General features: G+C 58.4%; 29 protein-coding genes, 1 pseudogene and 1 riboswitch. Of the genes and pseudogenes, 9 read left to right on the top strand and 21 right to left on the bottom strand.

From position 1 onward, the window contains the following. Nucleotides 1-4 precede the first annotated feature (4 nt). A pseudogene (locus MJA45_RS03065) lies at nt 5-721 on the top strand (aminoacetone oxidase family FAD-binding enzyme); the annotation flags it as partial. Nucleotides 722-877: 156 nt separating this feature from the next. Here MJA45_RS03065 and MJA45_RS03060 read toward each other — a convergent pair. Beyond that, nucleotides 878-1,675 (bottom strand): hypothetical protein, encoded by a 798-nt coding sequence (locus MJA45_RS03060; protein WP_315605834.1) that lies wholly within the window; start codon nt 1,673-1,675, stop codon nt 878-880. A 426-nt stretch (nt 1,676-2,101) separates the two neighbouring features. Here MJA45_RS03060 and MJA45_RS03055 point away from each other — a divergent pair, with 426 nt between their 5' ends. Continuing rightward, on the top strand, nt 2,102-3,559 hold the full coding sequence (locus MJA45_RS03055) for a DHA2 family efflux MFS transporter permease subunit (RefSeq protein WP_315605833.1): 1,458 nt from the start codon (nt 2,102-2,104) through the stop codon (nt 3,557-3,559). Nucleotides 3,560-3,720: 161 nt separating this feature from the next. Here MJA45_RS03055 and MJA45_RS03050 read toward each other — a convergent pair whose 3' ends face one another. The 5 genes from MJA45_RS03050 to MJA45_RS03030 form a co-directional block, all read right to left on the bottom strand. Further along, nucleotides 3,721-4,773, bottom strand: a complete 1,053-nt coding sequence (locus MJA45_RS03050; RefSeq protein ID WP_315605832.1) for a sialidase family protein — start codon at nt 4,771-4,773, stop codon at nt 3,721-3,723. Nucleotides 4,774-4,784: 11 nt separating this feature from the next. Next, a complete protein-coding gene (locus MJA45_RS03045) occupies nt 4,785-5,675 on the bottom strand; it encodes a carbohydrate ABC transporter permease (protein ID WP_315605831.1) in 891 nt (296 codons plus the stop codon). A gap of 12 nt (nt 5,676-5,687) precedes the next feature. After that, nucleotides 5,688-6,605, bottom strand: coding sequence for an ABC transporter permease (locus tag MJA45_RS03040; RefSeq protein ID WP_315605830.1), 918 nt, complete (start codon nt 6,603-6,605; stop codon nt 5,688-5,690). 91 nt (nt 6,606-6,696) lie between these two features. Continuing rightward, nucleotides 6,697-8,241, bottom strand: a complete 1,545-nt coding sequence (locus MJA45_RS03035; protein ID WP_315605829.1) for an extracellular solute-binding protein — start codon at nt 8,239-8,241, stop codon at nt 6,697-6,699. Nucleotides 8,242-8,423: 182 nt separating this feature from the next. Continuing rightward, complete coding sequence (locus MJA45_RS03030) at nt 8,424-10,790, bottom strand: helix-turn-helix domain-containing protein (protein ID WP_315605828.1); 2,367 nt, start codon at nt 10,788-10,790, stop codon at nt 8,424-8,426. Between the two features lie 144 nt (nt 10,791-10,934). Between MJA45_RS03030 and MJA45_RS03025 the strand changes: the two genes are divergently transcribed. Beyond that, nucleotides 10,935-11,597, top strand: coding sequence for a FadR/GntR family transcriptional regulator (locus tag MJA45_RS03025; RefSeq protein ID WP_315605827.1), 663 nt, complete (start codon nt 10,935-10,937; stop codon nt 11,595-11,597). Nucleotides 11,598-11,623: 26 nt separating this feature from the next. Here the strand turns inward: MJA45_RS03025 and MJA45_RS03020 are convergent, their stop codons facing one another. Continuing rightward, a complete protein-coding gene (locus MJA45_RS03020) occupies nt 11,624-12,304 on the bottom strand; it encodes a FadR/GntR family transcriptional regulator (protein ID WP_315605826.1) in 681 nt (226 codons plus the stop codon). A gap of 282 nt (nt 12,305-12,586) precedes the next feature. Between MJA45_RS03020 and MJA45_RS03015 the strand changes: the two genes are divergently transcribed. From MJA45_RS03015 to MJA45_RS03005, 3 genes are all read left to right on the top strand, one after another. Beyond that, nucleotides 12,587-12,967: a MarR family transcriptional regulator gene (locus MJA45_RS03015; protein WP_315605825.1), complete on the top strand. Its 381-nt coding sequence runs from the start codon at nt 12,587-12,589 to the stop codon at nt 12,965-12,967. Nucleotides 12,968-12,999: 32 nt separating this feature from the next. Beyond that, nucleotides 13,000-13,134, top strand: a complete 135-nt coding sequence (locus tag MJA45_RS03010) for a hypothetical protein (RefSeq protein ID WP_315605824.1) — start codon at nt 13,000-13,002, stop codon at nt 13,132-13,134. Nucleotides 13,135-13,222: 88 nt separating this feature from the next. Beyond that, nucleotides 13,223-13,570, top strand: a complete 348-nt coding sequence (locus MJA45_RS03005; RefSeq protein ID WP_315605823.1) for a hypothetical protein — start codon at nt 13,223-13,225, stop codon at nt 13,568-13,570. A gap of 133 nt (nt 13,571-13,703) precedes the next feature. Here the strand turns inward: MJA45_RS03005 and MJA45_RS03000 are convergent, their stop codons facing one another. Next, the gene (locus MJA45_RS03000) at nt 13,704-13,931 is read right to left on the bottom strand and encodes a hypothetical protein (RefSeq protein WP_315605822.1); all 228 of its coding nucleotides are present in this window, start codon (nt 13,929-13,931) and stop codon (nt 13,704-13,706) included. Between the two features lie 146 nt (nt 13,932-14,077). On the opposite strand from MJA45_RS03000, the gene MJA45_RS02995 reads away from it, so the two are divergent. After that, nucleotides 14,078-14,446, top strand: coding sequence for a hypothetical protein (locus MJA45_RS02995; protein WP_315605821.1), 369 nt, complete (start codon nt 14,078-14,080; stop codon nt 14,444-14,446). 27 nt (nt 14,447-14,473) lie between these two features. Further along, on the top strand, nt 14,474-14,614 hold the full coding sequence (locus MJA45_RS02990) for a hypothetical protein (protein ID WP_315605820.1): 141 nt from the start codon (nt 14,474-14,476) through the stop codon (nt 14,612-14,614). Nucleotides 14,615-14,788: 174 nt separating this feature from the next. On the opposite strand, the gene MJA45_RS02985 is transcribed toward MJA45_RS02990, so the two are convergent. From MJA45_RS02985 to MJA45_RS02960, 6 genes are all read right to left on the bottom strand, one after another. Beyond that, nucleotides 14,789-14,968, bottom strand: a complete 180-nt coding sequence (locus tag MJA45_RS02985) for a hypothetical protein (RefSeq protein WP_315605819.1) — start codon at nt 14,966-14,968, stop codon at nt 14,789-14,791. 138 nt (nt 14,969-15,106) lie between these two features. Further along, nucleotides 15,107-15,279: riboswitch (cyclic di-AMP (ydaO/yuaA leader) on the bottom strand. Nucleotides 15,280-15,539: 260 nt separating this feature from the next. Continuing rightward, nucleotides 15,540-16,733, bottom strand: coding sequence for an MFS transporter (locus tag MJA45_RS02980; RefSeq protein WP_315605818.1), 1,194 nt, complete (start codon nt 16,731-16,733; stop codon nt 15,540-15,542). Nucleotides 16,734-16,844: 111 nt separating this feature from the next. After that, a complete protein-coding gene (locus MJA45_RS02975) occupies nt 16,845-17,300 on the bottom strand; it encodes a hypothetical protein (protein WP_315605817.1) in 456 nt (151 codons plus the stop codon). 127 nt (nt 17,301-17,427) lie between these two features. After that, complete coding sequence (locus MJA45_RS02970; RefSeq protein WP_315605816.1) at nt 17,428-17,847, bottom strand: HIT family protein; 420 nt, start codon at nt 17,845-17,847, stop codon at nt 17,428-17,430. 193 nt (nt 17,848-18,040) lie between these two features. Continuing rightward, entirely contained in the window at nt 18,041-19,279 is a 1,239-nt protein-coding gene (locus MJA45_RS02965) for an ABC transporter permease (protein ID WP_315605815.1), read from the bottom strand. A gap of 10 nt (nt 19,280-19,289) precedes the next feature. After that, nucleotides 19,290-19,985 (bottom strand): ABC transporter ATP-binding protein, encoded by a 696-nt coding sequence (locus MJA45_RS02960; protein ID WP_315605814.1) that lies wholly within the window; start codon nt 19,983-19,985, stop codon nt 19,290-19,292. 240 nt (nt 19,986-20,225) lie between these two features. On the opposite strand from MJA45_RS02960, the gene MJA45_RS02955 reads away from it, so the two are divergent. Next, nucleotides 20,226-20,555 (top strand): DUF4870 domain-containing protein, encoded by a 330-nt coding sequence (locus MJA45_RS02955; RefSeq protein ID WP_315605813.1) that lies wholly within the window; start codon nt 20,226-20,228, stop codon nt 20,553-20,555. A gap of 296 nt (nt 20,556-20,851) precedes the next feature. Here the strand turns inward: MJA45_RS02955 and MJA45_RS02950 are convergent, their stop codons facing one another. The 7 genes from MJA45_RS02950 to MJA45_RS02920 form a co-directional block, all read right to left on the bottom strand. After that, nucleotides 20,852-21,247, bottom strand: coding sequence for an ArsR/SmtB family transcription factor (locus MJA45_RS02950; RefSeq protein WP_315605812.1), 396 nt, complete (start codon nt 21,245-21,247; stop codon nt 20,852-20,854). A gap of 1 nt (nt 21,248) precedes the next feature. After that, nucleotides 21,249-21,668 (bottom strand): SRPBCC family protein, encoded by a 420-nt coding sequence (locus tag MJA45_RS02945; protein WP_315605811.1) that lies wholly within the window; start codon nt 21,666-21,668, stop codon nt 21,249-21,251. A 78-nt stretch (nt 21,669-21,746) separates the two neighbouring features. Next, nucleotides 21,747-22,127: a hypothetical protein gene (locus tag MJA45_RS02940; protein ID WP_315605810.1), complete on the bottom strand. Its 381-nt coding sequence runs from the start codon at nt 22,125-22,127 to the stop codon at nt 21,747-21,749. Between the two features lie 144 nt (nt 22,128-22,271). Beyond that, nucleotides 22,272-23,090 (bottom strand): inositol monophosphatase family protein, encoded by an 819-nt coding sequence (locus MJA45_RS02935; RefSeq protein WP_315605809.1) that lies wholly within the window; start codon nt 23,088-23,090, stop codon nt 22,272-22,274. Between the two features lie 243 nt (nt 23,091-23,333). After that, complete coding sequence (locus MJA45_RS02930; protein ID WP_315605808.1) at nt 23,334-24,341, bottom strand: CehA/McbA family metallohydrolase; 1,008 nt, start codon at nt 24,339-24,341, stop codon at nt 23,334-23,336. Beyond that, nucleotides 24,338-24,805 (bottom strand): hypothetical protein, encoded by a 468-nt coding sequence (locus tag MJA45_RS02925; protein WP_315605807.1) that lies wholly within the window; start codon nt 24,803-24,805, stop codon nt 24,338-24,340. The genes MJA45_RS02930 and MJA45_RS02925 overlap by 4 nt, the downstream gene beginning before the upstream one ends. Next, nucleotides 24,802-26,118, bottom strand: coding sequence for a hypothetical protein (locus tag MJA45_RS02920; RefSeq protein WP_315605806.1), 1,317 nt, complete (start codon nt 26,116-26,118; stop codon nt 24,802-24,804). Before MJA45_RS02920 ends, MJA45_RS02925 begins: the two co-directional genes overlap by 4 nt. Nucleotides 26,119-26,123: the final 5 nt, after the last annotated feature.

Here is a 26,123-nt window from a genome sequence, read left to right as displayed (position 1 = left end):
TAGTTATACTACTACCGAGCTCTACCCGACGGAGGTTCCCCTGACGTCGGACGAGCCCTTCATCCGCAGCCGGGAGCTGCAGGGGCTGGCGCTGCGCGGCATTACCCTTTCGGTGTGGAACCCGAAAGGCAAGAAGGTCATCGAGCACGAAGGGGACATGCTGTTCACCCACTTCGGGCTCTCGGGACCGGCCGTGCTGCGCTGCAGCCAATTCGTCGTCAAGCTGCGGAAGCAGTTCAAGGTGCGGACCGTCACCGTTACGGTCGACTTCTTCCCGGGGCGTTCCACGGACGAAGTCCAGGCGATGATAGGGAAGCTAGCGGAGGAGGAGCCCCGCAAGGCGATCAAGAACGTGCTGCGTACCGCCGTTCCCGAGCGGATCCTTCCCCTCCTGCTCAGCCGGGCCGGGCTGAAGGAGGAGACGACGTTCGCCAATATTCCGAAGCAGCCCTGGGCCGAGCTTGCCAAGCTGCTGAAGGCTTTCCCGATCGAGGTGAACGGAACGCTCTCCCTGGAGGAAGCGTTCGTCACGGGTGGAGGCGTTCACTTGAAGGAAGTCGACCCGAAGACGATGCAGTCGAAGCGGATGCCCGGGCTCTTCTTCTGCGGAGAAATCCTCGACATCCACGGATACACCGGCGGGTATAACATCACCGCCGCCTTCGTGACCGGCCATACCGCCGGCGCTAGTGCCGCCCAAGAGGCGGCTGGCTCGGAATGAGCTTCGCCGTGCCGGGGCTCGGGACACTCCCGGCTAAACAGACAAGGGTGGCGTCAGGGAGATAATCCCGGCGCCACCCTTTTTTGGCTGGAGGTGCGTATGTCCGCCTTCCTGAGCCAAGGAGGGGCAAGCGACGGCCCTCCGGCTTTCTCCGCTTCAACGGGACATTAGGGATGAGTCTTCGTACTGGACGATTCCCGCATCCTCCAGCTCCCAGTAGAGATTGGGCACCTGAATGTCGAGCCGGCCTCCCTGGTCGAGCAGCTCCCGGATGCGGGGATTCTTTCCGAGCTCCTCCTTCAAACGGGCGGAAGAAAGGTCCGCCGAGAACACATGGGTATCCCGGCTGAGCCGGAGCCAGTCATCCTTGTCCGCACTTCCGATTAGGGAAATCACTCCCACGTAATGGGGAGCTTCCTCCAATTCCCGAAGCTCGTCCGATACCAGGACCCCGTTACGCGGAGAAGCCATGTAGGTCAGCCGTTCATAGGACCCCTCCTTCGTCTTCTCAAACCGGCGCAGCTGAAAGCTTTCCACCTGAAGCCCATACCCGGATAGGAACGCCTCCAGCTCGGATAAGGAGAGGGCTTTCTTGAGCGTGAGGGTCCCCGAAAGCGACTTGGTCTGAGGGAGCTGCTCCAGCATGCGGTTCATGCCGCCGGGCATGGCGAGCAGTTGCTCCCGGGTCCACCGGTCCTTTTTCGTCTGGGGGGATACTTTAATGACCTTCTCCGAAGCCGCCAAAGCCACATACTCTTCCCCCAGCACGGTAAGAGTGGCCAATACCTCGGCCGGCTGTTCCTCCCGGGCCGCTCTCTTGTCCGTCAGCCCTCCGTCCGCTCCTAACGCCTGTGCCTGCAAGCCCGGCCCCGGCGGCAGCTTGTTCCCGGCCATCGGGCTTCCGCAGCCGGCCAGCACCGCCAAGAGACACACGCTCCAAACCACCCTCCTCATCCGTTATCGCCTCCTCTATCGTCTTATTTGGTTACTCCCTATTTCCAGGGCACCTTGCCCAATTAGTTCGTTCTATAGGAAATCATGTTAGGTCCGTAACAGGTTTCCTCCTTTATAAGGAATGAAAATAGACGGGTCTGAGCCCGGCTCTCAACAGATTCGTTCCCTCCTCTCTAGTTCGTCAGGATGATAGCGCTTTCTTCTGGGAGAGGGAAGGAGGTTCCCGGTAAAGAAGGAACTCTTTACCATTAACCGTTCCGAAAGACCGTTAAACATTCCGCCGGTCCTCGGCCATGGCCCGCCCTTGTTCTTCTCATGAAATTATTGACAGCCTTTATAAACGGTAGTAAGATGGGGTCTATCCATTTTATTGATAAACCATTTATTAATGAATGATTAACCCCATTTACTATTAGGAGGCGCCACTTGAAACACGACGAAGTACCCCATCTGCGTTACTGGCCGGTGATGATCGCCATCTTCTTCGGCTCGTTCCTCACCATCCTCAGCATGAGCACCATCAACATCGCCATTCCCGTGTTGATGCAGGAGTTCCACACCGATCTGACCACCATCCAATGGACCATTACCGGCTTCATGCTCGCCATGGGGACCATTGCTCCCGTGACAGGCTTTCTCGGCGACCGGTTCAGCTACAAGCGTCTTTATCTCGCTTCCCTGATCGGATTTACCGTCTGTTCCATGCTCTGCGCACTGGCCTGGGACACGTCGTCCCTGATCGTATTCCGCGTTCTGCAAGGTGTCTTCAGCGGATTGGTCATGCCCGCCACGATGACGATCATCTACCAGATCATCCCGCGTGAGAAGCAGCCGGTCTCGATCGCCCTCTGGTCGCTCTCCGCTATGCTCGGTCCGGCTATCGGGCCCACGTTGAGCGGATGGTTAATCGAGAGCTTGAGCTGGAAATGGCTGTTCTACATGAATGTGCCGATCGGGCTCGTGTCCATCGCCCTGGTTGCCCGGCTCATTCCCTATTACCGGCTCAATGTGCCGAAATCGTTCGACCTGCTCGGCTTTCTCGGCGCCGTACTCGGAAGCCTGTCCCTGCTCATCGCCTTCAGCGAAGGCCATTCGTGGGGCTGGGGCTCCGGTCGGATCGTGTCGCTGATCGTCTTCGGCGTGGTCGTGCTCGGGCTGTTCTTCTGGCGCGAGCTGAAGGCCGAGGTCCCGCTTCTGAATGTGCGGGTACTTGCGAACGCCCGCTACACCATTACGCTCGCCATCTCGAGCATTGTCACCGTCAGCCTGTACTCGGGCACGTTCCTGACACCGCTGTTCCTCCAGAACATCCAGCGCGTCACCCCGCTCGAAACGGGACTGATTCTGCTGCCCGCCTCTCTCGCCATGGCGATCTGCATGCCGATCGTCGGCAAACTGTACAGCCGGGTCGGGCCGCTTATCCTCATGGTCATCGGCATCGCCCTGATGTCCATCGGGACGCTCGCCCTCGGCTGGCTGAACGTCAATATCTCTCACGGCTATATCGTGTGGTGGATGCTCGTGCGCAACGTGGGCATTGCCTTCACGACGATGCCGGCGAGCAACGCGGGAATGGAGCAGATTCCCGTTCAGCAATCCGGGCACGCTTCGTCGATCAGCAACTGGGTGCGGAACGTCATGGGTTCCTTCTCCATCGCCATCTTCACCTCGATGCTGGCTTCCCGGACCTCCGTCCATTCAACGGAGCTCGCTCAGCAGGCCGGCGGCATGAACCCGGTCGTGACCATGCAGGCCTTCACCATGAGCGTCAACGACGTGTACCTGCTGGCGACCGGTCTCGTTCTGCTCGCCCTGCCGATCTCCCTGTTCGTCCGCAAAAGAAAAGAAGACCCTGCCTCTATCGGCCAAGAACAGGCGGCCTGATCGGGTAAGCCGTCCCTTCTTCGGGTTGGTTGGCTTACCGCAAATGGCCTGTAAAAAACCCCCAACGAGCATCCTCGTTGGGGGCTTTTTTGCTGTGCAGCTGCCGTCTGGTATCTTTGATCGATGCCTTTACAGCGCCGAAAGCGGAATCTTGCGAATCTTCAACCGCGCCAGGCAGATCCCATCCTCCGGTTCGCCAGCGCAATAAGCAAGCAGAACGGCTTCCCGGGTAAAATGAATCGCCGTATAACAATACCCCCGCGGTCCTCCACCCGCTCCACGGCAAAAGGGGTTCCCCAGCTTCTGCCTTCATCCCGGCTTATGGCTGCAACAAGGGGAGTCCGGCCCCAGGAATGCTTCTCCAGCTCCCTCGTTTCGTAATTCGGAATGGGATTCCAGACCGCCAACAGCTGCCCGCCGTTCGGATCCCTCTTCATGGACAGAGGAGAATTCGGGGAGGTAAAACGTGACGGGGTTGGCTGGCTCCATGTCTCCCCTTCATCTATGGAGAACATCTCGTACTGGTACCCCATGTCCGTCCGGGCCCAAGCCCAGAGCACCCCACTCTCCAACTCCACGACCCCCGGCTCCTGCAGTCCGCTTTTGGAGTGAGGGACCGTCATGGCGCAGAAGGTCTTGGCCTCCCTCCACGTCCGGCCGTCATCGTCGGAGAGGAAGAAACAAGCGAACGCTCTGCCGTCGAACGAAGCCCAGTCCGTCGTGCTGTTCGTCTTCATCTTGTGAAACCCGGCGGGGATGACCAGCCTTCCCGTAGAGAGCCTCATCACCCGGTCATTGTTCGTCACGTAATAACCGGGTCCGGGAATGCAGCATACCGGCTCGCTCCAGCTTCTCCCCTCATCCGAAGAACGCCGCAGGTGCAGCCGCGTATCGTTCCAGCCGAACCGCAGCAAATAAAAGAGGCCCATCTCCCCGTTCTGCATCCGGAGCAGGGAAACGCTCATCAAATTGTGAGCGCCATGATCCTCGGGCGTCGCGATTATTTCATCCCCGTTCCATGTTTCCCCGCCGTCCTCCGACCGTCTTGCGGCCACGCAGGCCTTTCCCGTGTCATCCGGCGAATCCCCGTTAAAGCGGCTGTATACAAACAGCAGCCCTCCGTCGTTCCCTTCCAGAAAGGCCCCTTCGCTGTTGCGCGGATTGCCGGGCCCCGGCCGCAGATCCAGAACGATCTTCCCTTTTTGCTCCAACATCTTCCTCTCTCCTATCCTTTAAGGGAACCGGTCAAGGCCCCTTTGATAAAATGCTTTTGCAGAAACGGATACACGAACAGAATTGGGACGGTCGTCAGAACTATCATCGCCCCCCGTAAGCTTTGCGGGGTCGGTTTGTTGGTGAGGGCCCCCATAATATCCGCATTCAAATCCTGGCTGGACATGGTCAGGACGACCCGTCTAAGCAGAACCTGCACCGGCAGAAGCTCCGGATTGTTGATATAAATCGTGGCATCGAACCAGGCGTTCCAATGGCCCACCGCATAGAAAAGACCGATGGTGGCAAAGGTCGGCAAGCTGAGAGGGAACACAATGCGCGCCAGAATGGTAAAGGGCGTCGCTCCGTCGATGGTGGCCGATTCGATCAGGCTCTCCGGAATCTGCGAGAAGAAATTCCGCATGATCAGCAGATTCCAGGCGCTAATCAGGCCAGGCACGATCATCACCCAGAAGGTGTCGGTCAAATGCAGGTACTTCAGCAGCAAATAAGTGGGAATCAGGCCGCCTCCGAACAGCATGGTAAGGAAAATAAGGGTGATCATCCATTCGCGCCCCGGCATCCCCTTGCGGGACAGCCCGTAAGCGAGCATGGAGGTAAACAGCAGGTTAAGCGCCGTTCCCACGACCACCCTTGCTACGGTGATCCCGTAAGCGCGGTACAACGAGGAGCCGTCCGCCAGAAGGACCCGGTAAGCGGAGAAGTCCAGCTTGTCGGGAACCAGAATGAAGCTCCCCCTTCGCATGAGCTCGGTCTCCCCGACGAGCGAGGTGGAGACGATGGCCAGCAGCGGAACAAGAAACAGGAGCGACAGCAGGGCCAGCAGCGAATAGTTAGCTGCCTGAAAGGCGAGTTCTCCTTTATTCCAATGTCTTCTTCGCATGACTTCTCCCTTCTACCAGATTCCTTCCTGATCCAGCCTCTTGGCTATATAATTGGCACCCAGAATGAGGATGACCCCGGCAACGGACTTGAACAGGCTGACGGCCGCAGCATAAGAATAATTCACTTCGACCAGCCCCTTGCGGTAAACAAAGGTATCGATAATGTCCGACACCTGATAGACCGGGGGCGAATACAGCAAATAGATCTGCTCAAAGCCGGCATCGAGAATATGCCCGACCGACAAGATAAATAGGATGACCATAATATGCCGGATGCCCGGAAGCGTAATGTGCCAGATTTGCCGGAAACGGCCGGCCCCGTCAACGGTTGCCGCTTCGTAAAGCTGCTGGTCGATCCCTGCAATGGCAGCCAAATAAAGAATGGTTCCCCAGCCGGCTTCCTTCCAAATCCCGGAACCGATCAGGACAGACCTGAAATATTGGTTATCCGTCAGAAAAGGAATGGGCTCGAAGCCGAGCCACCCCATAAACCCGTTCACGAAGCCTCCGTCCAGGCTGAGCATGGCGGTGACCAGTCCGGCCAGCAGAACCATGGACAGAAAATGCGGCAGGTAAGCGATGGTCTGCACGACCCTTTTGAATCCGCTGTGCCGGACCTCATTCATCAGGAGAGCCAGCACAATCGGCGCTGGGAATCCGAAGACGATCCGATAAAAGCTGATGATCAGGGTATTGCCGAGAATATCCCAGAAATAGTACGAGTTCATAAAGTCCCGAAAATGCTTAAGTCCCACCCACTCGGAGGAGAAGATTCCGCTTAGGCCTTCGAAAGGGGCAATGTCCTTAAAGGCGATAATAATGCCGTATATGGGAACATAGTGGAAGATAAGAAAATACAGCATTCCCGGCACAACCAGGGCATATTCCAGCTTATACTTCCGCATGGAGGTCCATAGGCTCGCATTCATTCCATCATCTCCGTTCCCTTGGGAGGTAAGAACGGCCTGCGCCGGGAATTTTCCTCCTGCCGGACCGACAGGCCGTTTTACGTAAGAAGGCTTACTTGCCCTTCACGCGGTTGTATTCGGCGGTGTAGGTCTCGATCCACTTGTCGAGTCCCGCCTTGTTAAGCTCCTCCACAAACTTGTCATAGTCGCTGAGCGGTCTGGCCCCGGTAATGAATTTAATGATCTCCTGGTCCATCATCCGGCTGATGTCCCCTGACGTGGGAATGTTCTGCTGAAGGGTCTTGGCGTCGAAGCGGTAATCCACCTCTGCCGTGCCTGCCGGCTTGACCCGCTTCAAGTTCGTAATGTAGTTCTGAATATAGTCGAACTGCGGCCCGAAAGAGGGATCGTTCTTCTGGAATTGCACGGTGTAGGCGAAGCTCAGCCCCGGGACCAGCTCTCCCATATAATCCGTATTGATGGCTTCTATAATATGTTTCTCTTTGTTCACATACTTCCAATGCTTTCCTTGTATGCCGAAGAACACGGTGAGGTAATTTTCCAGATCGGATTGCACCCAGTTGATGTATTTCATCGCGGCTTCGGCATTTTGGGCGTTTTTGTTGATCATGATGCCGCCCGTTCCGACTCCCCCGATGGTCGTCACATGGCCAAGCGGCCCCTGCAGGTCGGCGGCGACCGTATACTTGGCTTCGGGAATGTTTTGCCTGAGCAGGTATTCATTTGCGGTTATCGTCGTATTCCAAAGGGCTCCTACCGCCACGCGATTCTGCTTAACCAGCTCGATCTGACGGGTCCGGTCCGTCGAGAAAGCCTCCTTGTAGAGGTATCCTTTCTTGTACCAATCCGCCATCTTCGCGAGGAAATCCTTAAACCCCGGATTCAGCTGCGGCGGCTTAACCTTCCCGTCCTTATCCACCCAGTTGCCGTAGCCCACGTTCATGTAGCCCGCGGCCAAGGAGCCGTACAAGCCCGGAAGGTCCGTCAGCAGCGGAATGGTTTGTCCGTTGCCCGCCGGATCCTTGTCTTTAAGCTCCTTAAGTACGTTCTCCATCTCGTCGATCGTTTTCGGCATGGGGAGATTAAGCTTCTTCAGCCAATCCTCCCGGACCAATACCGTATTGCCCGCCACGGGAGGGACGGCCGGAATCGCCCAGATCTTGCCGTCCTGGGTAGTCAGGGCGTCCCAGGAGGCTTTCCAGTCCATCGGCCAAAGCTTCTTGACATTCGCCCCGTACTTATCCAGCAGGTCGTTAAGGGGCCGGGCCGCCCCCTTGAGCTGATGCGTCGCCATCGTTCCGCTGAAAATATCCAGCGGTTCATTGGAGCCGAGCAGGATGTTCAGCTTGTCGGCCTCCGACCCTTTGGGCGGTATGATGGGGATGACTTCGATGCCGGTTTTCTCCTTGATATAAGCCTGCACTTCCTGCAGCGCTTCGGGCTTCGTCGTCACGCTCGTATTGCCCAAATTTCCAAAGTTGGCGTAAACGTAAACCTTCTCCGCCTTCTTTCCCGCCTGCGGACCGGCAGACTCGCCACCGGTAGCGCTTTCATTCTCTTTGGCGGGGGTGCAGCCCACAATCGTTGAGAAGGCTAACCCCAGAACGAGAGTGGACCGAACAATCTTGTGGGACATCCTTTTCCCTCCCTTAATGATCAACATGAATAAGTAAATCGGCCGGCCGGGCCACCAAGTGCACTTGTGGGTTATTATACAAGCCGGCTCCCGTCCGGAGAACACCGGATCTTTTACTTCATCCCCCCAGTCATGACATGAGATTGCCCGGGAGAAGGAAAGGTCATGATTGGGGTATGTTGTCAGGATTGGGGCAGGCTGCGGTTCTGCCGGTATTCACCCGGCGTCATTCCGGTGAACTCTTTAAACAAACGAATAAAGTAGTCGGTTTTCTGGTAGCCGACCTGTTCCCCGATCTCCTTGATTTTGAGGTCCGTTTCGAGCAGCAGCTGCTTGCCTTTATCCATTCGAATCCGGGTGATGAAGTCGGAGAACGATTCTCCCTTCTGTTCTTTAAAAATGCGGCTAAGGTAGGATGGGTTCAGCTTCAACCGTTCCGCAACGGCAGCCAGGGTAACCGGCCGGGCCAACTCCTCCGTGACCATCCGGACCGCCTGGTCGACATGACGGTTGTTTTTATTCCGAAAAGCATTGCCGATCTCGGCACACAACCGGACGATGATCCCATCCAGCCAGGCGACCGTCGCCTGCCTGTCGTTTTGGTCAAGCAGAACGCTGTACAGGTTGTTCTTCTCCCCGGTGACCTGATTCAAGTCCAGCTTCATATGATGGGCCGCCGCTACGAGACTTCCCAGCACCTGGGTGTATGCCTGTTGAATCTGATGGTAATGAAGCTTGCTCCCCTGTGCTCCGATTTCTTGCGTCATGGCCGCAAACACCCGTCTCGCCTGTTCCGTTTCCCCATTAATTATATAGCTGGTTAACGATTCCTCCTTCTCCTTCGGATAAGCAAGCAAAGGAGTGCCCTCGAGACTGACATCCTCGATGTAGATCACTTCCCGGCCGCCGGCAAGCCTCCGGTAACGCAGAGCTTCCGCTGCTTCGTCATAAGCACGATGAATATGTTCGATAGCGGGACAGGGCCTTCCGATGCCGATGGAAGCCTTCCGGCTCAGGCCCGTTTGCAGCTGGCGGATGACCTTCTCCGCGGAAGCAAACCAGGCGGCAGTATCGGACGCTCCTCCGTTCGCAATGGCCACATATAACCCTTCCGCCACTTCCGACACGATGTGCGGCCGATCCGCCGGCAGGGACTGGCCAATCCAATCGCCGATTCGCAGCTTGTTTATGCTTTCCTCGATCATGTCCTGTCCTTTGCCGGCCTCTTCCACCGAAACAGCCATAAGCAGGAGAGAGCCGGACGGAAGTCCGATTCCCAAATACTCTATCCTTTCCCGTATATAATCGGGAGTATAGGCGTTCTTACGGAGCAAAGACCGGACGAAGGCTTCTTTATAGGCCGGGAGGCTTTCCTTCAAGCGTGCGGCCAGGCTTTCCCTGTCCTCGTACGCCTGCTCCAGGCTGTTTCGGATGAGCTGCCACTCTCCGGAGGCCCCCCCGTTCCTGTCCATGGGACGGTACCCATTGTCCTTATGCTTGATAAACTGCAGCAGCCGGAAAAGAGGTGCGTAAAGGTTGCGCGCGGTAAAAAAAGCCAAGAGGCCGGTGGCCACGGCAAGCAAGAAGGAGATGAGGATGATCAGCCCCTTTAGGTTCGCCACGCTCTTGTACAATTGATCAACCGGGGCGGCCATCCCGAAGGTCCAGCCCAAGAGGTCCGACTTCAGATACGTAACAAGTAGGCGTTTGCCTTCCAGCTCCTCTTCGATATAAGCTTCCTCTCCGGCTCCAAGCGGCTTATGAGAAGCCTGATTTGAGCTGATCCCTTCCATTCCATCGTTCGTCTGATCGTGCAGCATGAGGCGCCCGTTCGAAGAGAGCACGAAAAAAGGGTTATCCGTCTTTCCTTTTTTGCTTAGAAAGCTTCTGTACAGGGCATCGGCATCCAAATTAATAGAGAGGAAGTTTCCGTCTATGGAAGTTTTATAAATGAGGGGAATAACTTTTTTGATCCGGCCGTTCGGCTGACTGGAGTTTCGGATATCGAGAATAACGGGGAAGGATACATCTTTTCTCGGGTAGCGGTCCCATTCCTGGTCATAAAATTGGTCGGGGGTATACTGCAGCATATCGGACGTGAGGATGATGCCCTTGGCGTTGTCATAGTAGTAGACGGAGTGAATGAACTCGCCCGACAGCTTTAAGGTCCTCAAGTTCTGAAAGACTTGCTTCTTCTCTCGCAGGTAGCTTTGCAAGCTGGGCAAATCCTCGTCTTTAAGCTCACCTGAAAGAGCTTCGTAATACAAGCCGCGCGGGAACTGCTCGAACTGCTGCATAGTAGTGCCTTCCATGGTGAGCTGGCTAAAGCTGTGGCTGATCTGATTGATCACCGTTTCCACCGCGTTGGCGGATTGCTTCAAATATTGGGCATTCGCCTTCAGCAGCTCCTGCTGCATGGCCGTTTTGGCATTATGGTAGAAGACGATGCTGACCGTAACGAGGGGCAGGAAGGACAGCAGCAGAACAAAAGTAACCAGCTTGTAATAAACCTGTTGATTCCGGCCGCCGGACAAAGGGTTGACTCGCATTCGGGACCTCCCCAATCCGCCACAAGGCGTTTAAGTTTCGCTGCAGACTTCCCCGACCTATCATTTGACAAAGGAAAAAGAATGCATTACACTACCAGTGGTCTGACCACTACATTATAGGATCCTTAGGAGCTGTCCGCCGTCATGAAGCCTTTAGATAAAACCGAACGCTACACCTTAAGCCAGATCGTTGGGCAGAACCTCAAGCAGATGATCCTCCAGAACGGGATGGCCCCCGGAGAGAAGCTGCCTGCCGAGCGCGACCTGTCCCTTTCCCTCGGCGTCAGCCGGGCTATTCTCCGGGAAGCCCTGCGCTCTCTCGAGAGCTTCGGCATTGTGGAGATCAAGCACGGGGAAGGGACCTTTGTCGCCGCGAATTTCCTCAATCCGCTTCTGGAACAGCTGCCCTTCGTTATGCGGATGAAGGACCGGTCCGCTATGGAAATGCATGAGCTTCGGTACGTGCTGGAAGCCGGAGCCCTCTCCCTGAATCTGCAGCCAAGCCCGGATACGTGGGCCAAGCTGGAGGCCATGGCCGAGCGGCTGTCCGACCCGGCGCTTGAGCCCGAGAAACGGGCGGCTCTTGATGCGGAATTTCATAGGACCTTGATCGGTTCCTTGGGGAACCGGACCTTGCTCTACTTGGCTGAGCCCTTCCTCAAGCTGCAAGAGGAGGCCCTCCTGTCCGAAGAGGAGGTTCGGCGAAGCTCCGAGGAGCATAGGCAGTACCTGGATGCAATCCGCGAAGGGGAAACGGACAGGGCCGCTGCGATTCTCCGCCGCCATTTGCAGGCCGGGCGCCCTTGATCGGTTGCGGCTGACTTACAGCGGGATCACTTGCTTATATACCGTCGCAGCGGAAGCAGATGGCGCTCCATCTCCTTTTTGGCGTGGACCGGGTCTTTCTCCCGGATGAAATGAACAATGCGGCGGTGCTCCTCCAAGGAGAGCTTCGTATCTTCGACGTTGCCGAAATGCCGCTGCCGGATGCTGCTGAAGAAGTCCGTCAGGATCTCGGAGAATTCGAGATAGGTGTTGTTGCCAGTCGCCTTGAACAGCGTCCGGTGGAATTGGAGGTCCTCCTCGTACGGCATCTGCCGAAGCTCGATTTTACGGGCGAACGCCTCATTCCATTGATCCATTTCTTCGATTCGCTCCACGTCGTACCGTTCAATGGCCATTTCCACGGCACCGAGCTCCAGAATGCGCCGCGTCTCCCAGAGCTCCTTCATCCTTGTCTCGCTCTGCCGCCAATGAAAGGACATCTGGTCGATGACCGGCTTCATGGACAAGGCATCCACATAGATGCCGTCCCCGGTCTTGATCCGGAGGATTCCGAGCAGCTCCAACGATTTAAGGGCTTCCCGCACAACCGTACGGCTTACCCCAAGCGATTCCACCAGCTGCTTCTCGGAGGGCAGCTTATCCCCCTCCTTCAGCTCCCTTTCCAGTATATAGGCTTTGATACGCTCGGATACGATATGGGAAAGGTTTACTTTTTCCGCTTTTTCCACCGGATATCCCTTCTTTCTCTAAAGGTCTGACCATTATATAGTTGGATTTCTTTTACTATAGAAAATGTGGTTCTCCTTGTCAATCTGCCCTGCCGCCCCCCTCTCCCACAGGGATGGGCTGATTTTGCATCTTATTTTGGCGAAAACGGGACAGGAGGTTTTACCTGCATGCCGGAATATGATAGCATTTCACTATAGAACGGGGATGCAGAAGGGGGGATGACCGTGCCGCGTTCAGAAATTCTGGAATTGGAAAAGGTTTTCCGGCAAGTCATCAAAAAAATGCAAAGCGAATGGCAAAGGGGACTGGCCGACATAAACCGCTCCCAGGCCGTGATCCTGGAGAAGCTGGAAGCCGAAGGGCCGCAGAAGGCGTCTTCCTTGGCGGAAGCGCTGTACATGACGTCCGGGGCGATAACCGGACTTTCGGATAAACTCATTGAAGACGGTTTCGCCGAGCGGTACCGCGATGAGAAGGACCGGCGGGTGGTGTACCTCGCCATTACGGAGAAGGGGCGCAGCAAGCTCGAATCCATCCGGGATTACCGGCATAAGCTTTACCATTCGTTGTTCTCCGGCCTGTCCACGGAGGAGATCCAGGGCATGACGAATAGCTTCCAACGGATTCTGAGCAACATAGAGGAGAACCGGAGGGAAGAATAGCCGGTACCCTGATTCACCCGGGAGGACCTCACATGGGCAAAAGCAAATCCGTCAAACAGAAAAACCAAAGCATGGCCGCTCACAGCAGCAATGCCACGGACAGCAAAGCCAACCAGAAGTCGCCGAGCGAGGCGGGGTTCCACGAGCCGAGCCGTCCTTCTAATTAGGTTTCCTTGCAGAAGAAGCGGCGGGCTCCCCGCGGCTTCTTTTGGCATTCTGGAAATAATCGAACGGATATGGGAAGGAGGAATGGACATGGCGTTTGGGGTAACCCGGGATGAGCTCGCCCGCTGGAAGGCGGATGTCCTGGAGGGCAGGCTCGCCTTCCTGACCCACTATTGGTACGACGAGCGGTTCCCGGGCATCCGAACCGTCACCAAGGTCGGATGTGCGGACAAGGGGCGTCTTGCGGAATGGTGCCGGGCAAACGAGCTTAATCCGATCTACATCCACCAGCGTCCTCCCTTCCCTCATTATGACCTTATGGGGCCCCGCCAGAAGGAGATTCTTCTCCGTGAAGGGTTGCTGGACCACCTGGAACGCTTCGGGATGGAAGCAGAAAACAAGGCGGGTTCGGCCGTAAGGCGTCCGCCCGCCCGCTAAGCATCCAAAAAGAGCACCCCGAAAGAAAGACGAGCCGGTAAGGCCGGGCGTCTTCCTTCGGTGGTGCTCTTGCCGTTTACAGCGGTTACCCGCCGCTTGGTTCGCTCTACCTGCTCTCAATCGGCGTACCCGCTCAGGTAACCGTCTTCCCCGGAGGAGTCGTCGGGCTGACCTCCGGCGGGCTGACCGGCTTGATCTCCGGCGGCTGTGCCGGCTTCACATCCGGCGGAGCGGGCGGCTGAATCTCCGGCTTCGGCACCGGGTTCGGGCTCGTTTCCGGCGGAGTCTGCGGCTTTATTTCAGGTGTCACCTTAGGCGTTACCTCAGGTGGGATGGAAGGATTCATGGGTTGATCTTGCATGGGAAACACCTCCTGTCCTAATCCTTACCCAATTCCGCGAAGAATAATCGGCTGGGGAATCGGTTCTTGAAGGATCCTCCCGGACCTGCTACCCTAGTAAGTAGCGGAAACTACCCGCTATCCAAATTGAACCCTATGGTGATGGAATGCCCAACCTTAAGCTGCGGAAACACCCTATCCTTCAATGGCTGGTTATCCTATGTGTGTTAGCCTCCGCTTTCTTCTGTGCGTTCTCCATGACGGATCCCTTGCTTAAGGAGCCGAAGGAGATACGGCACGATCCCGCCAAACGGCTGGACGGTGTTACCCGGCAGTCTTCTTCCCCTCTGCTTCTCCTGAAGAAAGAACCGGCTGCTTTGTTCTTTCCGGTGGTGATGCTCCTTCTTCGCCAGATTCTGACGAAGACCCGGTACCTCTTCTTGTCCACCATTCCCATCCGGTTAAAGAAGCTGTTCCTCGATATCAACAAGTACCGGTGTCATTACATCCGGCCCTTCCGCTTAGCGTGTTCCTAACGTTAAGTAGAAGGAGGCGAAAGTTAAGTGGAGAATCCTAATCATCAACCGGAACCGAACCGGAACCCGGAGAAGCCCGATGTCGTCCTGAAGGAAATGAAGAAGACGCTTCTCTTCCTGGCGTTCACCGGCGTGGTGCTGGCCGTCGTTTACTGGCTGATTAAATAGACGATAATCAAGAGGAGTCCCTGGCCGCAGGGGCTCCCTGTTCTTTTTTGCTTTGCGGCCACGCCAAAAAAGCCGTCCCCGCCTGGGCCGGCTTACTTTAAAGCTTAGGTTATAACAAGGGACGAGGCGTGACAAACTAGGAAAAGAGACTGCCGCCTTGCGGCCAGCAAGCCCCTACAGCGGATGAACCAGCGCAAGCAGCAGACTGAGCACGGCCGCCTGGGCGAACGCCACCAGAACCCGGTTGCGTAGACGGTTCGGATTGAACGGGCCGCTCCCTCCCGTAAACCCGATGAGGGTAAGGCCGAGCCACCCCACCAGAAACAGGCCGGCAAAGAGAACGAGATAAATCATGATGCACCTTCCTTTAAAATGGTTAGGCAGTCCGCTCCCGGCCCATGGTAGCAAAAAGAAGCCTGCACAAAGAGGAACTCTTCCCGCGGCTTCTGGTCAGGCCATGCTCTAAATGGCCTTTCTGCGCACGACAATGGTTGCCTCTCCCGGTAACGCCTGCGAGGTTAGCTGACGGATTCGGACGTGAGAGTCGCCCTACCTTCCGGAAGCATCCGGAACGATTCACCCCATGAAGAAGCGGCGCGAGGCCGCCTGCCTTCGATTGGTTCCCCCGTTTCCAAGCCTGGCTTGGAATTCAGCGATCTAGACGATTTATTTCAAGACCAACAATTCGTTTGACGATTAACCGGACCGGATAATTCCGGCCACGAAACGTATCATACGCCACCCCTTTGCCCTCTGTAAAGAGGCGTTTCGGGACACGGGGAAGCCTATGGACCGATATAAGGCCATTACAAGCGCTTTCCGGAAGCGAAATCATGAATTTCCTGGCCCTTGCTCTCTTCTGCTGCTCTTTTGTCGGAAGTGCATAAAGAAAAACCGGCTGGCGAGGCCGGTTATTCAGACCGCGTCAGCCGGTTCTTTCGGTTCTTACGGTTCTTCCGGCTCTTTCCATAACAAGCGCCGCCCCCACCATAAGAATCAGCAGGAGCGATACGGCCGCCAGCAGCGACTGCGTGCCGAACACTTTCCAATGATCCATGCTCCAGCCCGTCAGCAGCGGAAGCACCGCTCCTCCCAGTCCGCCGGCTCCGATCAGCAGGCTCGTGGTCCGCTCCTCCCGGCCGGGGAGGAGATGGCTCGCATAAACGAGCGCGATAGAGAACAGTCCCGCCATGGCAAGACCCGCCAGCATAAGAAACCCGAAGGTCAGCCCGTAGTAAGGCGCGAGACGCAGCCCCGCCAGGCACAGCAGCGTGCCCGCGCAGCCCCAGACGAGGTATTTGCCGTATCCTACCCGCATCGACAGCGTCCCGGCAAAAATACGGCCGACCGCCATGGCGAGCCAGAACAGCGTGACGCTGACGGAGGCACCGGCGCTTTCCATACTGAATTTTTCCAAGAGAATAGAAGGAAAGAAATTCACCAGACTCATTTCAAGCCCCACGTATAGGAAGAAGAAGGCGACGAACAGGGAAAAATAAACCAGCGCCTTTCCCCGGTAGCCGGTTTCCTGCCCGGGCTCGGGCACGGTTTTCGGCTTGCGGGCAAGCGCGGCGTCGAGTTCGCCGAACGACAGGCGGGCCCACAGGATGGCCAGCAGGAGAGATAACCCGCCAACCGTGAGGAAAGAGGTATTCCAGAAGCCCAGCCATATGCAGATTCCCGCCAGAATCGGGATGACGAGCGCCCCGATCCCGAAGAATACCTCCAGCCGGCTCATATAGACGGCCCGCTTCTCCCCCGTGGAACTGATCACGAGCGCTCCGATGACCGCCTCGATGGTCCCGAAGCCGACACCGGCAACCGGGGCGGCGGCCAGCATCACTCCCCAGGGAGGCAGCACCGTATAGGTGATCTCCGCCGCGGTCAGCAGCCCGGCCGCCAGCACCAGCGTTTTTCTCGGGCCGGCTACGGTTAAGACAGCGGGCGTCACCAGGACCCCGAGCAGAAAACCGGCAAATTGGCTAAAGATAAGGGCGCCGCCCGCCTCATACGGCAGGCCGTAGTGCCGCAGCAGCTCCGGCATCACCGAGCCGGCCACCACGTGGGCGAGCCCGATCAGCAGATAGGACAGGCTGCCCATGGTCAAAAACTTTTTCATCTTCCTTCCCCTTTCCTTCCATCCCCATCCCGCGCAGAGCAAAGCCGCAGGAATGAACTCCTGCGGCGCGCTTCCAAACGGCTTATTCCCTTGTTCCACCGAAGGACCGGCTTAGACGTGAATGCCCGGAGGGAACCGGTCGTAATCGTCACCGGACGGATCGAAGCCGGCCCCCTCGGTCTCTTCATAGCTCCCCTCCGAACGGGGGGACGCGTGCATATAGGCCTCGGGGAGATCCTCCGCCACCACGTGAGCCGGAATACGGATCCCTTCCTCCGTCCCATAGGCGGAAAGCCGGAGCCCGTCCCCCGCCTCGCGTGCGGTTACGCGGAAGCCATCGCCGAGCCCATAGGCGGACGCGAACGCCTCCGTCTCGCCGACCGCTTCCCGCGGATCAAACGGGGACCCTCCGTAGGCCTGGGCAATTTCCAGCGCCGAGGTCAGGTCCCCTCTGGCCAGGTCCAGCCGGAGAACCGGACGGGCCTTGTAGCCCAGCTCGAGCAGCATGTCCATCGCCTGAGAGGCGGAAGGGGCGTCCGGAAAAGTAAAATAAATCGGTGCAGGCATTTTGAAGTCTCCTTTTGCGTTAATGCCGGCCAGCACCCCGGCGGGACATTCCCCGAGAGGCACTGGATCAGGTTACTTCTTAGCCTTTCCCCTGCAGCCGGTTCCCATTCCGGTTCCCCTATTCGGATCACGCCAAGTATTTGATTAATTTCTCGATCATGCCCTGGTACTGCTCGTCGGTAAAATAGACGCGGTTCGGATTGATCTCGAACGGCTGGCCCCACATCTCCATGTCTTTGTATTTCGGAACGATATGAAAATGCACGTGCGGCATCGTATCGCCGTAAGAGCCGTAATTGATTTTGTCCGGCAGAAAGGCTTTCTCGATCGCCCCGGCCACCTTGGCCATATCCGCCATCAGCAGGCTGCGGGTCGCCTCGGATAGATGAAAGATTTCCCTTTGGTGCTCGTTCAAGGCGATGAGGCAGCGACCGAAATAAGTCTGCTCCTTGAACAAATAAAGCGTAGATACGCTCAGCTCCATGATCTCGATCATGAGCTTCTCGAGCCGCTCATCCCGGCTGCAGTATATGCATTCCTGATGCATCGAAGAAAGCCTCCTTGACCTGCCAGCGGCCTTATCCGCAAAAGGGAGACCTTGTCATCCTTGTAATTCCCATGAGGAAAGGGAATAAGAACGGCGGATTACAAAGCCGTGCCCTAAGAGCTGCCGGATAAGCCGCTAGTTGCCTGTTCCCTTAAAACACTCTTTTAATACTAGCGAATTTTGTCGTTGCTGTCTATGCGCCCGGGGGCCGCCCGGCTCCCGTCAGAAGAAGGCTCACGGTCAGGTAAGCCGCTCCCGCGGAGCCCGCCAGCAGGCCGAGGGCCCCCCACCAGGGCAGGGTGGTGAACCCGATGACCGCCGAAACGGCCAGAAAGCCCGGCAGCATGATGCCGAGAGTCGTCCGGTGCATGGCCGTAAAGCGGACCCCTTCCTTCCAGCGGAAAAGGCCGATGAACGGGTGCTCGTTCACCCCGTTGACGTACAGCTTCGCGTAATAGGTGAAAAGCAGAGCCGCCGCCGGCCAAATGGCCCAATTCACCGGATGCGGCACGAAGCGGGCTCCCGCGAGGCAGACGCCCGTCAGCTGCAGATAGGTCACCAGCGCGCTGCGGCTGCGGAAGAAGGCTTTGATCTGGGCCTCCGCCAACCCGTTCTCGGCTGTCCGCTTGCGGAACAGCCGGTTCGAGGACCGGAAAAGAAGCGGTCTTCTCCGTCGGATAAGAGGTTTGCGCGCCGCCATCTCCCCAAGCAGCAGCTTGGTCAGGGCAAGCTTGGCCTCCAGCTCCCGGTCGGCATCGTGCAGGAAGGTTCCCTTCTGCTCCAGCCGCTTCCCTGCGGCATAAGGCAGGGACGCCAGAAGGAGCGCCGCCGCGAGCCAGAAGGGAACCCCGCCGGCGGAAGCGGCTTGAACGGCGGCTGAGAAGACAACGCCTCCGGCCATTAGCAGAAGAAGGCCCAGGCCCCATTTTTTGAGCCCCGCCCAGCGGAAATCCCCCCACTGCCCGGCCAGGGCGAGCAGGAAAGTGACGGGAACCAGCACCGTAAGCAGCCGGGGCAGGACCAGGGCGTCCAACCCGTAGCCCTTTATAAGCAAAGGTGCAAGCAGCGCCAACGCCGCCCCATTCCGGAGCACGAATGCGCCAAGCGAATAGAGCATGCCCCGGGCCATCAGCTTCCGGACCCAGTTGGTTCCCTGCCGCAGGAACAATTGGTCCCCGGCCTCTACGTAATAACGAACCTTGCCGGTCAGGACCAATAGAAACAGCCCCGCGTACCACAGCGGAAGCGGCACCCAGGCAAGCCAGCCGGGAGCCTCCATCCACCAGCGGCTGTATTGGTAACCGGCGAAGAGAAGCGCCGGCACCACGATATACAGCGCGACGGTCCAATCCATGACGGTAGCCAGCGCCTTGGCCTGGTATACCCAATAGCTGCGCACCCGGCGGGCAAACAAGCGGTTGATGGTTACCATGGGAGCCCTCCTACAGCAGAGAATGGAAGCAGTCGAACAGGCTGCCGCCCGGCAGGCCGCACCTTTGCCGGACCGCTTCCAAGTCCCCGCGGGCCACAAGACGCCCTTCCGACAGGAGCACGAACGAATCGCAGATCCGCTCCGCCGTATCGAGCACGTGGGTCGACATGAGCACGCCGGCTCCCCGCCCTCTCTCTTCCTTCAAGCCCTCCAGAAAGTCCTTGGTCGCCTTTGGATCGAGCCCGATGAACGGCTCGTCCACGATGTACACCTCCGGCTTCTGCAGAAAGCCCAGAATGAGCATGATCTTCTGCTGCATCCCCTTCGAGAAGCTCGCGGGCAGATGATGGCGCACCTCCGTCAGCCGGAACCGCGCGAGAAGCTCCTCCGCCCGGGCTTGGAAATCCGGGAGCGGATGCTCCATGGACGCCGCGGCGAGCTCCAGGTGCTCCCACAGGGTCAGCTCATCGAAGAGGATGGGATGCTCCGGAATATACCCATAGGTCCCCTTTCCGGCCATCACCACGTTCCCCTTCATCTCGCCGAGCAGACCGAGCAGGGCTTTGATCGTCGTGCTTTTGCCGGCTCCGTTCGGCCCGATCAGCCCCACCAGCTCTCCGGCCCGAACGGAGAACTTGATCTCTTGGATGACGTCCGGCCGGTCCTTATAGCCCGCCTTCTCAATCTCTACTTCCAGCACGTTCATTCGCTTTCCCTGCTTTCCTTGATGAATCTTCCCCCCGGGCGTTATCCTTCGGATTCCCCTCTGCTTTCCTTGTGATTTTCGTGCGCATACGGAGGTTTTCTCGCCAACCGAGTTACCGGATAAGGCACTCTAGGTATGTACGAAACTCGCGGCAAAATGTTTCCCCCTCCGGCATAGGCCGTGTCCCCCCCTCATAGGATAAGGAAAAACCTATCCATCGACCAAAGGAGGTGCATCTTCATGCCGCAAGACCCTTCGCCGCAGAGGCAGTCCCCCGACGTGGAGGAGAACAAAGTGTATGCCATTCTGGCCTACATCCTTTTCTTTATCCCTTTAATCGCCGCCAAGGATTCCCGCTTCGCCGCCTACCACGCCAACCAGGGGCTGACTCTCTTCCTGACCGCCGTGATCGCCAATGTGGTGCTCACCATCATCCCCATTGTAGGGTGGATTCTGCTGCCCTTGGCCAACCTGTTCTGCGTCGTGCTGGCGGTTCTCGGCATCGTGAATGCCGCGAACGGAGTCGAGAAGCCCCTGCCGGTTATCGGAGGCTATACCCTGCTCAAGTAGGCCCCAGCACCATAAGGCCCCTGCCCAAAAAGGGACAGGCCGCCTTACGGCAGCAACCGCCTTCCCAAAGCCGGACCGTTTCCCCCAAGTCCAAAAAGGCGCAGCTCCCTCCACCGCATAACGCGGAGGAAGGAGCTGCGCCTAGGAGGGAAGGAACCGGAGTCAGCCTGCGGAAGGATAGGGACCGCGGCCGGTGTTGGCCGAACGGGAGGGCTTTGCAGGCTTCCGCCGGCTCTCCTCCGGGGGAGGCACCGCTGTTGGTCCGGTGGAGCCCGACGGGACGGCAGGGCCCGGGTCTATCGGTTCGGAGGTTCCTTCTCTTGTCCTCCCGCAAGGGGGGTTAGGGAAGGCGGCGAGCCGGATTCTTCCTCCCCGTCCTCCTCCACATAGCGCTTAAGCGCCGACAGCCGGTTTTCCCAGAACCGTTCGTAGTAAGCGAGCCACCTCTTCAGCTCCAGCAGGGGCTCAGGATCGAACCGGTACCTCGTCTCCCGGCCGACCTTCCTCTCCTTGACCAGTCCGGCGTCCGCGAGAATGCGAAGATGCTTGGAGACGGCTGTACGGGACATCGGGTAATGTCCCGAGATGGCGTTAACGGGCAGCTCCCTTTCGTCCAGCAGCTTCAGCAGGCTTCGGCGCGTCGGGTCCGCAATGGCCTGGAACACATCGGGCTTGGACGAGGCCCTGGCCATTCTAGGCCTCGACGTAAGCGGAAAGCTTCTTGACGAGCCCCGCCCAGCCTTGAGCCATCGTCTCCCGGACTTCCCGGTGGGATTGGCCGAATTCGGTTACGCCCTCCGCGTTCCAGCCCGAGTGGGTCAGGGTGAATTCAGTCGCGTCTCCCGCTTCCTTCAGCTCGAAGGTCAAGGTCCAGTCCTTTCCCCACGAGAAGGACAAGCGGTTGGGAGGATCCAGCTCGGTTACCTTGCACGGCGACTTGCCGAAAGGACCGGCCTCCAGATGGAATTCATAGCCTTCCTCCGCCTTGAAATTATTGGGCATGAACCAGGCGGCGATGCCTTCGGAGGTGGCGACCGCCTCCCATACCTTGCGGATGGGGGCATTCAGGGTCAGGGTCTGGCGGATGGGGGGCAGCGTATTGGTTGAGCTCATGATTCGATAAACCTCCTGTTAATGGGTTGATGGTGAAGTCGGGAGAAGCCGCCTTCCAGCGGAACGGACAGGCAGCGGTTACTTCTTAGGCTTGACTTTGTCCACGTGACGGAACCGGAGGGCCGACCAAGTGTCGTCGACCGCAACATTGCTGACGGGCCGGTAGGGAGCCTTTCCCTCTACAAGTGACCAGAGCCGGTCCCGGTTGACATCCGTCTTGATCTTAGAGCTCTGCTTCGGATAGGTAATCCAGAAAACGGCATCCTCGGCCAGAAAGGGAACCGTTTCGGGAACCCATTTCTCCACCTCGGAGGAATCGTTAACGAACAGCTGAACGAAGGGGTAGGTTCCTTCCGGAGAACCTTCTTCCTCCACCCCAAGGCGGTACCCTTCCGGTGCGTTCAAGACAAGGGCCCTTCCTTCCTTGTATTTCAGCTTCTTCAAAAGCTCTTCCTGCATCTTCGCTCGTCCTTCCCCGACAAAATCAAACGGCAGCGGCCGCCTGTCATTTGGAAACCTTTCGGTTTCCTTTCACACCTCTGATTATAGGAAACCTTTTGGTTTCCTGTCAACCCTTTTTGTCCAAGTCTGCCCCGTTCCCCATTAGTCTTCCCCTAAACAATCCTGAACCATCTTAAGGAGGGAAGGATGCAGCCTTGGATGGGCCGCCACCAGATAAGGCTCCCGCTCCAGCTGCTCCAGCGTCTCCACCGGGTTGCCCCTGTAATCCGTGATGACGGCTCCCGCTTCCCGGGCCAGCACCATCCCCGCGTACAGGTCCTCCCCTTCGGACTGGTAGAGAACGATCCCCTGCAGGTCTCCGCGGGCAAGCATCGCCCAGGTAAGGGAGGGCGCCCATACGCGCAGCACCCTTTTGACCCGGTCTTCCAATCCATGGCGGAGCCTTTTGCAGGCATTGTCCGCTTTGGCCACCTTATGTCCCTGTATCCAGGACAAGGTAGCCCGGGTCATTTCCCCCGGCGGTTTCATGTGAATAGGCCTACCTTCCATCCGGGCCCCTTCCCCGTCCGCTGCCGAATAAAGCATCTCCAGATGGGAATCATACACCACTCCTACCACCGGCCGGTTCCGGAAGGTGAGGGAAACGGACACGCCGTACAAGGGCAGCCCCATCGCATAATTGTTGGTCCCGTCCAACGGATCGACGTGCCATACGTACACGTGCTCTTCTCCGTCCGTTCCTCCTTCCTCGCTGATGATCCGGTGATCCGGATAGCGCTCCCTCAGGATGGCGACTGCCCTCTGATCCGCCAGCCGGTCCACCTCCGTCACCAAATCTCCGTGCTCGTCCTTTTCCTCGGTATGAAACTCCCCGCTGAACCGTTCCTTGGCCAGTCTGCCGGCTTCCTGCGCCGCTTTCTCCGCTGCTTCCCGCGCCTCTTCCCACCGCTTCTCTCTCATGGACACATCCCTCTCCTCTTATCTTCCAGGAAAAGTATATCACCATAGAGCTTCCCCTGCGGCTAAAAAACCGGTTTCCGTTCCAAGGATGGAAACGGCCCGCTCCGCTGCAGGGACATACGAAAGGCCCGGGCTTGATTCAGCCCGGGCCGGCAGCCACTTTTGCTAAGGCTCTTGCGGAAGCTAGTGCCTTATTCCGTAACTTTATTGGCGAGTTAACCTCCGTATGTGGCGGATAAGGCACTAGTCAACATAAACAGGGTTCGTAAACCCGATCATCGTATGCGCCCCGCAAAAGACGCCCGTCAGCTCGCCCCGCAGCCAAGCGACTCCGCTCATATCGAGCGTCAGCTCCGCTTGGGGCCGCACCCGGGTAAGTGCGACGGAGGCCAGCTCGCCCCGGTTGCTCATCAGCCTCATCTGCAGTGTCCCACCAGGGAGCTCCCAATGGCCCGCCCGCGCCGTGAAATCAACGCCGGCCGTCACCGTGGCCTCCGGCCTCCCGCCGGCGGGCAGGGACACCTCATCCCCGAGACCGCAGCGGTGCCCCTCCGCTGTCGTGAGGAAGAGCTCCGGCCGCGGTCCCATGGACACGGCGACTCTTCCCCGGCGAAGCGCTTCGAGTGCCGCACCGGCCAAGCCGGCCGAAGCCTGCGTCTCGGCCGAGAGGCCCAGGTACGTCGCCGAGACCGGCTCCGGCACCGGGTCGGACACGTGCCAATCCCGCCCCGAGGTGGCGGCGATGCGGTGTCCCCGGTTGAGCAGGTCCGTCCACAGGGCGAAGGCCCGGGCGTTATTGCGGCGGATGGACGGGAACAGGCCCGACCAGACCTCGACGTAATCGACCTCGTTCCAGTCGGACACCTCGAATTCCCAGAAGCAGCCCGTACACATCGGGCTTCCGACGCGGAAGGGATGGGCCACGCCCACGAGGCCGCCCTGGCGGTGCACGCCTTCGATGCCGCGATGGATGTGGAACGGACTGAGGTTGCGCCAGTCGACGTATTCCGTGATGCCCAATGTCAGCATATGGCCGAAGAAAGTCGTCCACTCCAGACCCGGGATGACTTCCACCCCGGTGGCGGCCGTCACCTCCTCCCGGCCGGTGAGACCCGTCATCGTATTGTGATCGGTCAGGGCCACCGCCTCCAGCCCAAGCGACCGGGCCGCCTCGGCCAGCTCCAGAAGCGACTGCTTGCCGTCGCTGTGGAACGTATGGCAGTGCAGCTCCGCCGGCAGCCACCGGATCATAAGCCATCCCCTCCTTCCCAGACGTGCAGGCGGTACCGGCATTCCTCCGTGACGACGCAGTGCAGATTGATCATGACCGTAACCTGCCCCCTCGGGAACACGCCGGGCACGAGACCGGGCGAAGCTTCCGTCCCGGTGATGATCAGGTGCTGGTCGGGGTCATGCCGGTGTCCGGCGCCCCGGAACCCGTCTTCGTCGTCGAACGACAAGGTCAGCAGGTTGTTAAGGGGGCTGTACTCCTTCCACCCGTCGCCGATGGCTCCCTGTCGTTCGGCAGGAAGGTACCGGCCCAGTCCTTCCCGGATCAGCTCTTCCGTCAGCTGCTCATCGGCCAGCGTCTTCGGCTCGTAAGCAAAAGCCACGTGAAGCTCACGGCATTCCCGGTGCAGGTGGAACGTATAGGCGATGTGGCTCTTCGAGCAGCTTGGCGTAACCATGCCTTCCGCCTTCAGCAGCGTGTTCATGGCGTTCCCCTCCTCCACATCGTCTGCCTCGGCTCCGCCTTCGTCACCACCACCGCCCTTGCCGCACGGATCGGCGGCAGCGGGGCATAGTCCTCATCGAGGAACAGGGCCTTAAGCTCCGGCACGGTGACCGACTCTTCTCCGCCGGGAAGCCAGACGGCGCAGATCTCCTCGATATCCTCATAGTCCGTCCCTTCCGGAAGCCGGACCGTCGTCGAGAATTGGGCGTAAGGACCGTCGTACGCGCAGCGGAAATTGCCCTGCCGCAGGTCGCCGAAGCTGCTCGAATACCAGCCGCCGTCCTTCAGCTTCACCTGCACATCGATCGAGGTCTTCTGCTGCGGATCCTGCGTGATTTTGGCCGTCTGAACATACAGGTAGTTCCGCAGATCGCCAAGCCGGTACGTATTGAGGATGGTCGGCTTCTCCGCCGGATACTGCCGCTCCATTTCCCAGGCGGTAACCTGATACGTGAACGGGAAGGCGTCCATCACCCGCTCGCGCGGTTCTTTCATCTGGTCCCAGGCATAGACCGGCGGAAACAGAAACCGGTACGCGGATGTGACGGTATGATCGACCATGCCGTTCGTCGTCGCCGCCTGCAGCACGGGATGCCCGCCCAGCGCGGTTCCCCCGGCGAATTCGGTCCTCATGTGGTGAGGACCCTGGAAAGTCGCCTTTCGGACCTCTCCCGCCTCATTCAGCTCCACCCGGTACACCCATTCGATATCGGTCGTCCTCCCCCATTTGCTCATGAGCAGCGGCGTCGGCGTCCCCTCGTCCTCATGGGAGAACATGATTTGGTACTCGATCGCCCTGCCGTCCGCGAGCGGCTCTGTGAAGTAGAACATCAGCAGCGGCGTATCGGTATAGCGGCTCTCGTACGGGTGGTACACGTTCCGGCCGTACAGCACCGGCGCATGCCGGTAAATCTCGTGCATCGGGGACTCCCCCGGCACCAGTGCGATCCGGACCGAATCGATCCACGCACGCGTCACCTGCGGCGACGACAGCTCCCGCTGAAACTCGAAGCGCAGCGTGTAACGGCCGGGCTCCAGCCTGCCGAGCAGACGCCGGTACTCGAGCGGTCGGCTGCCGTAGAACAGCACGCAGTCCTGGTTGTATTCCTCCTGCAGCCAAATCCGCACCACAACGGACTCGTAATCGGTGACCCGCCAATCGCTTTCCGACCTGGCGTTCAGCTCCAGCTCGGCAAACCCTCCTTGCGTCAGCTCGAAGGGTATCGTCCAATCCTGGCCTTCCTTGAGTTCCACTCCGCCGGGTGACTGCGCCTCAGCTATATCCTGCTTCATAACCG

Origin of the sequence: Paenibacillus aurantius, assembly GCF_032268605.1 — a bacterium.
Lineage (GTDB): Bacteria > Bacillota > Bacilli > Paenibacillales > NBRC-103111 > Paenibacillus_AO > Paenibacillus_AO aurantius.
Note: the sequence above shows the minus strand (reverse complement) of the source record. Positions and strands in the feature narration are given on the sequence as shown.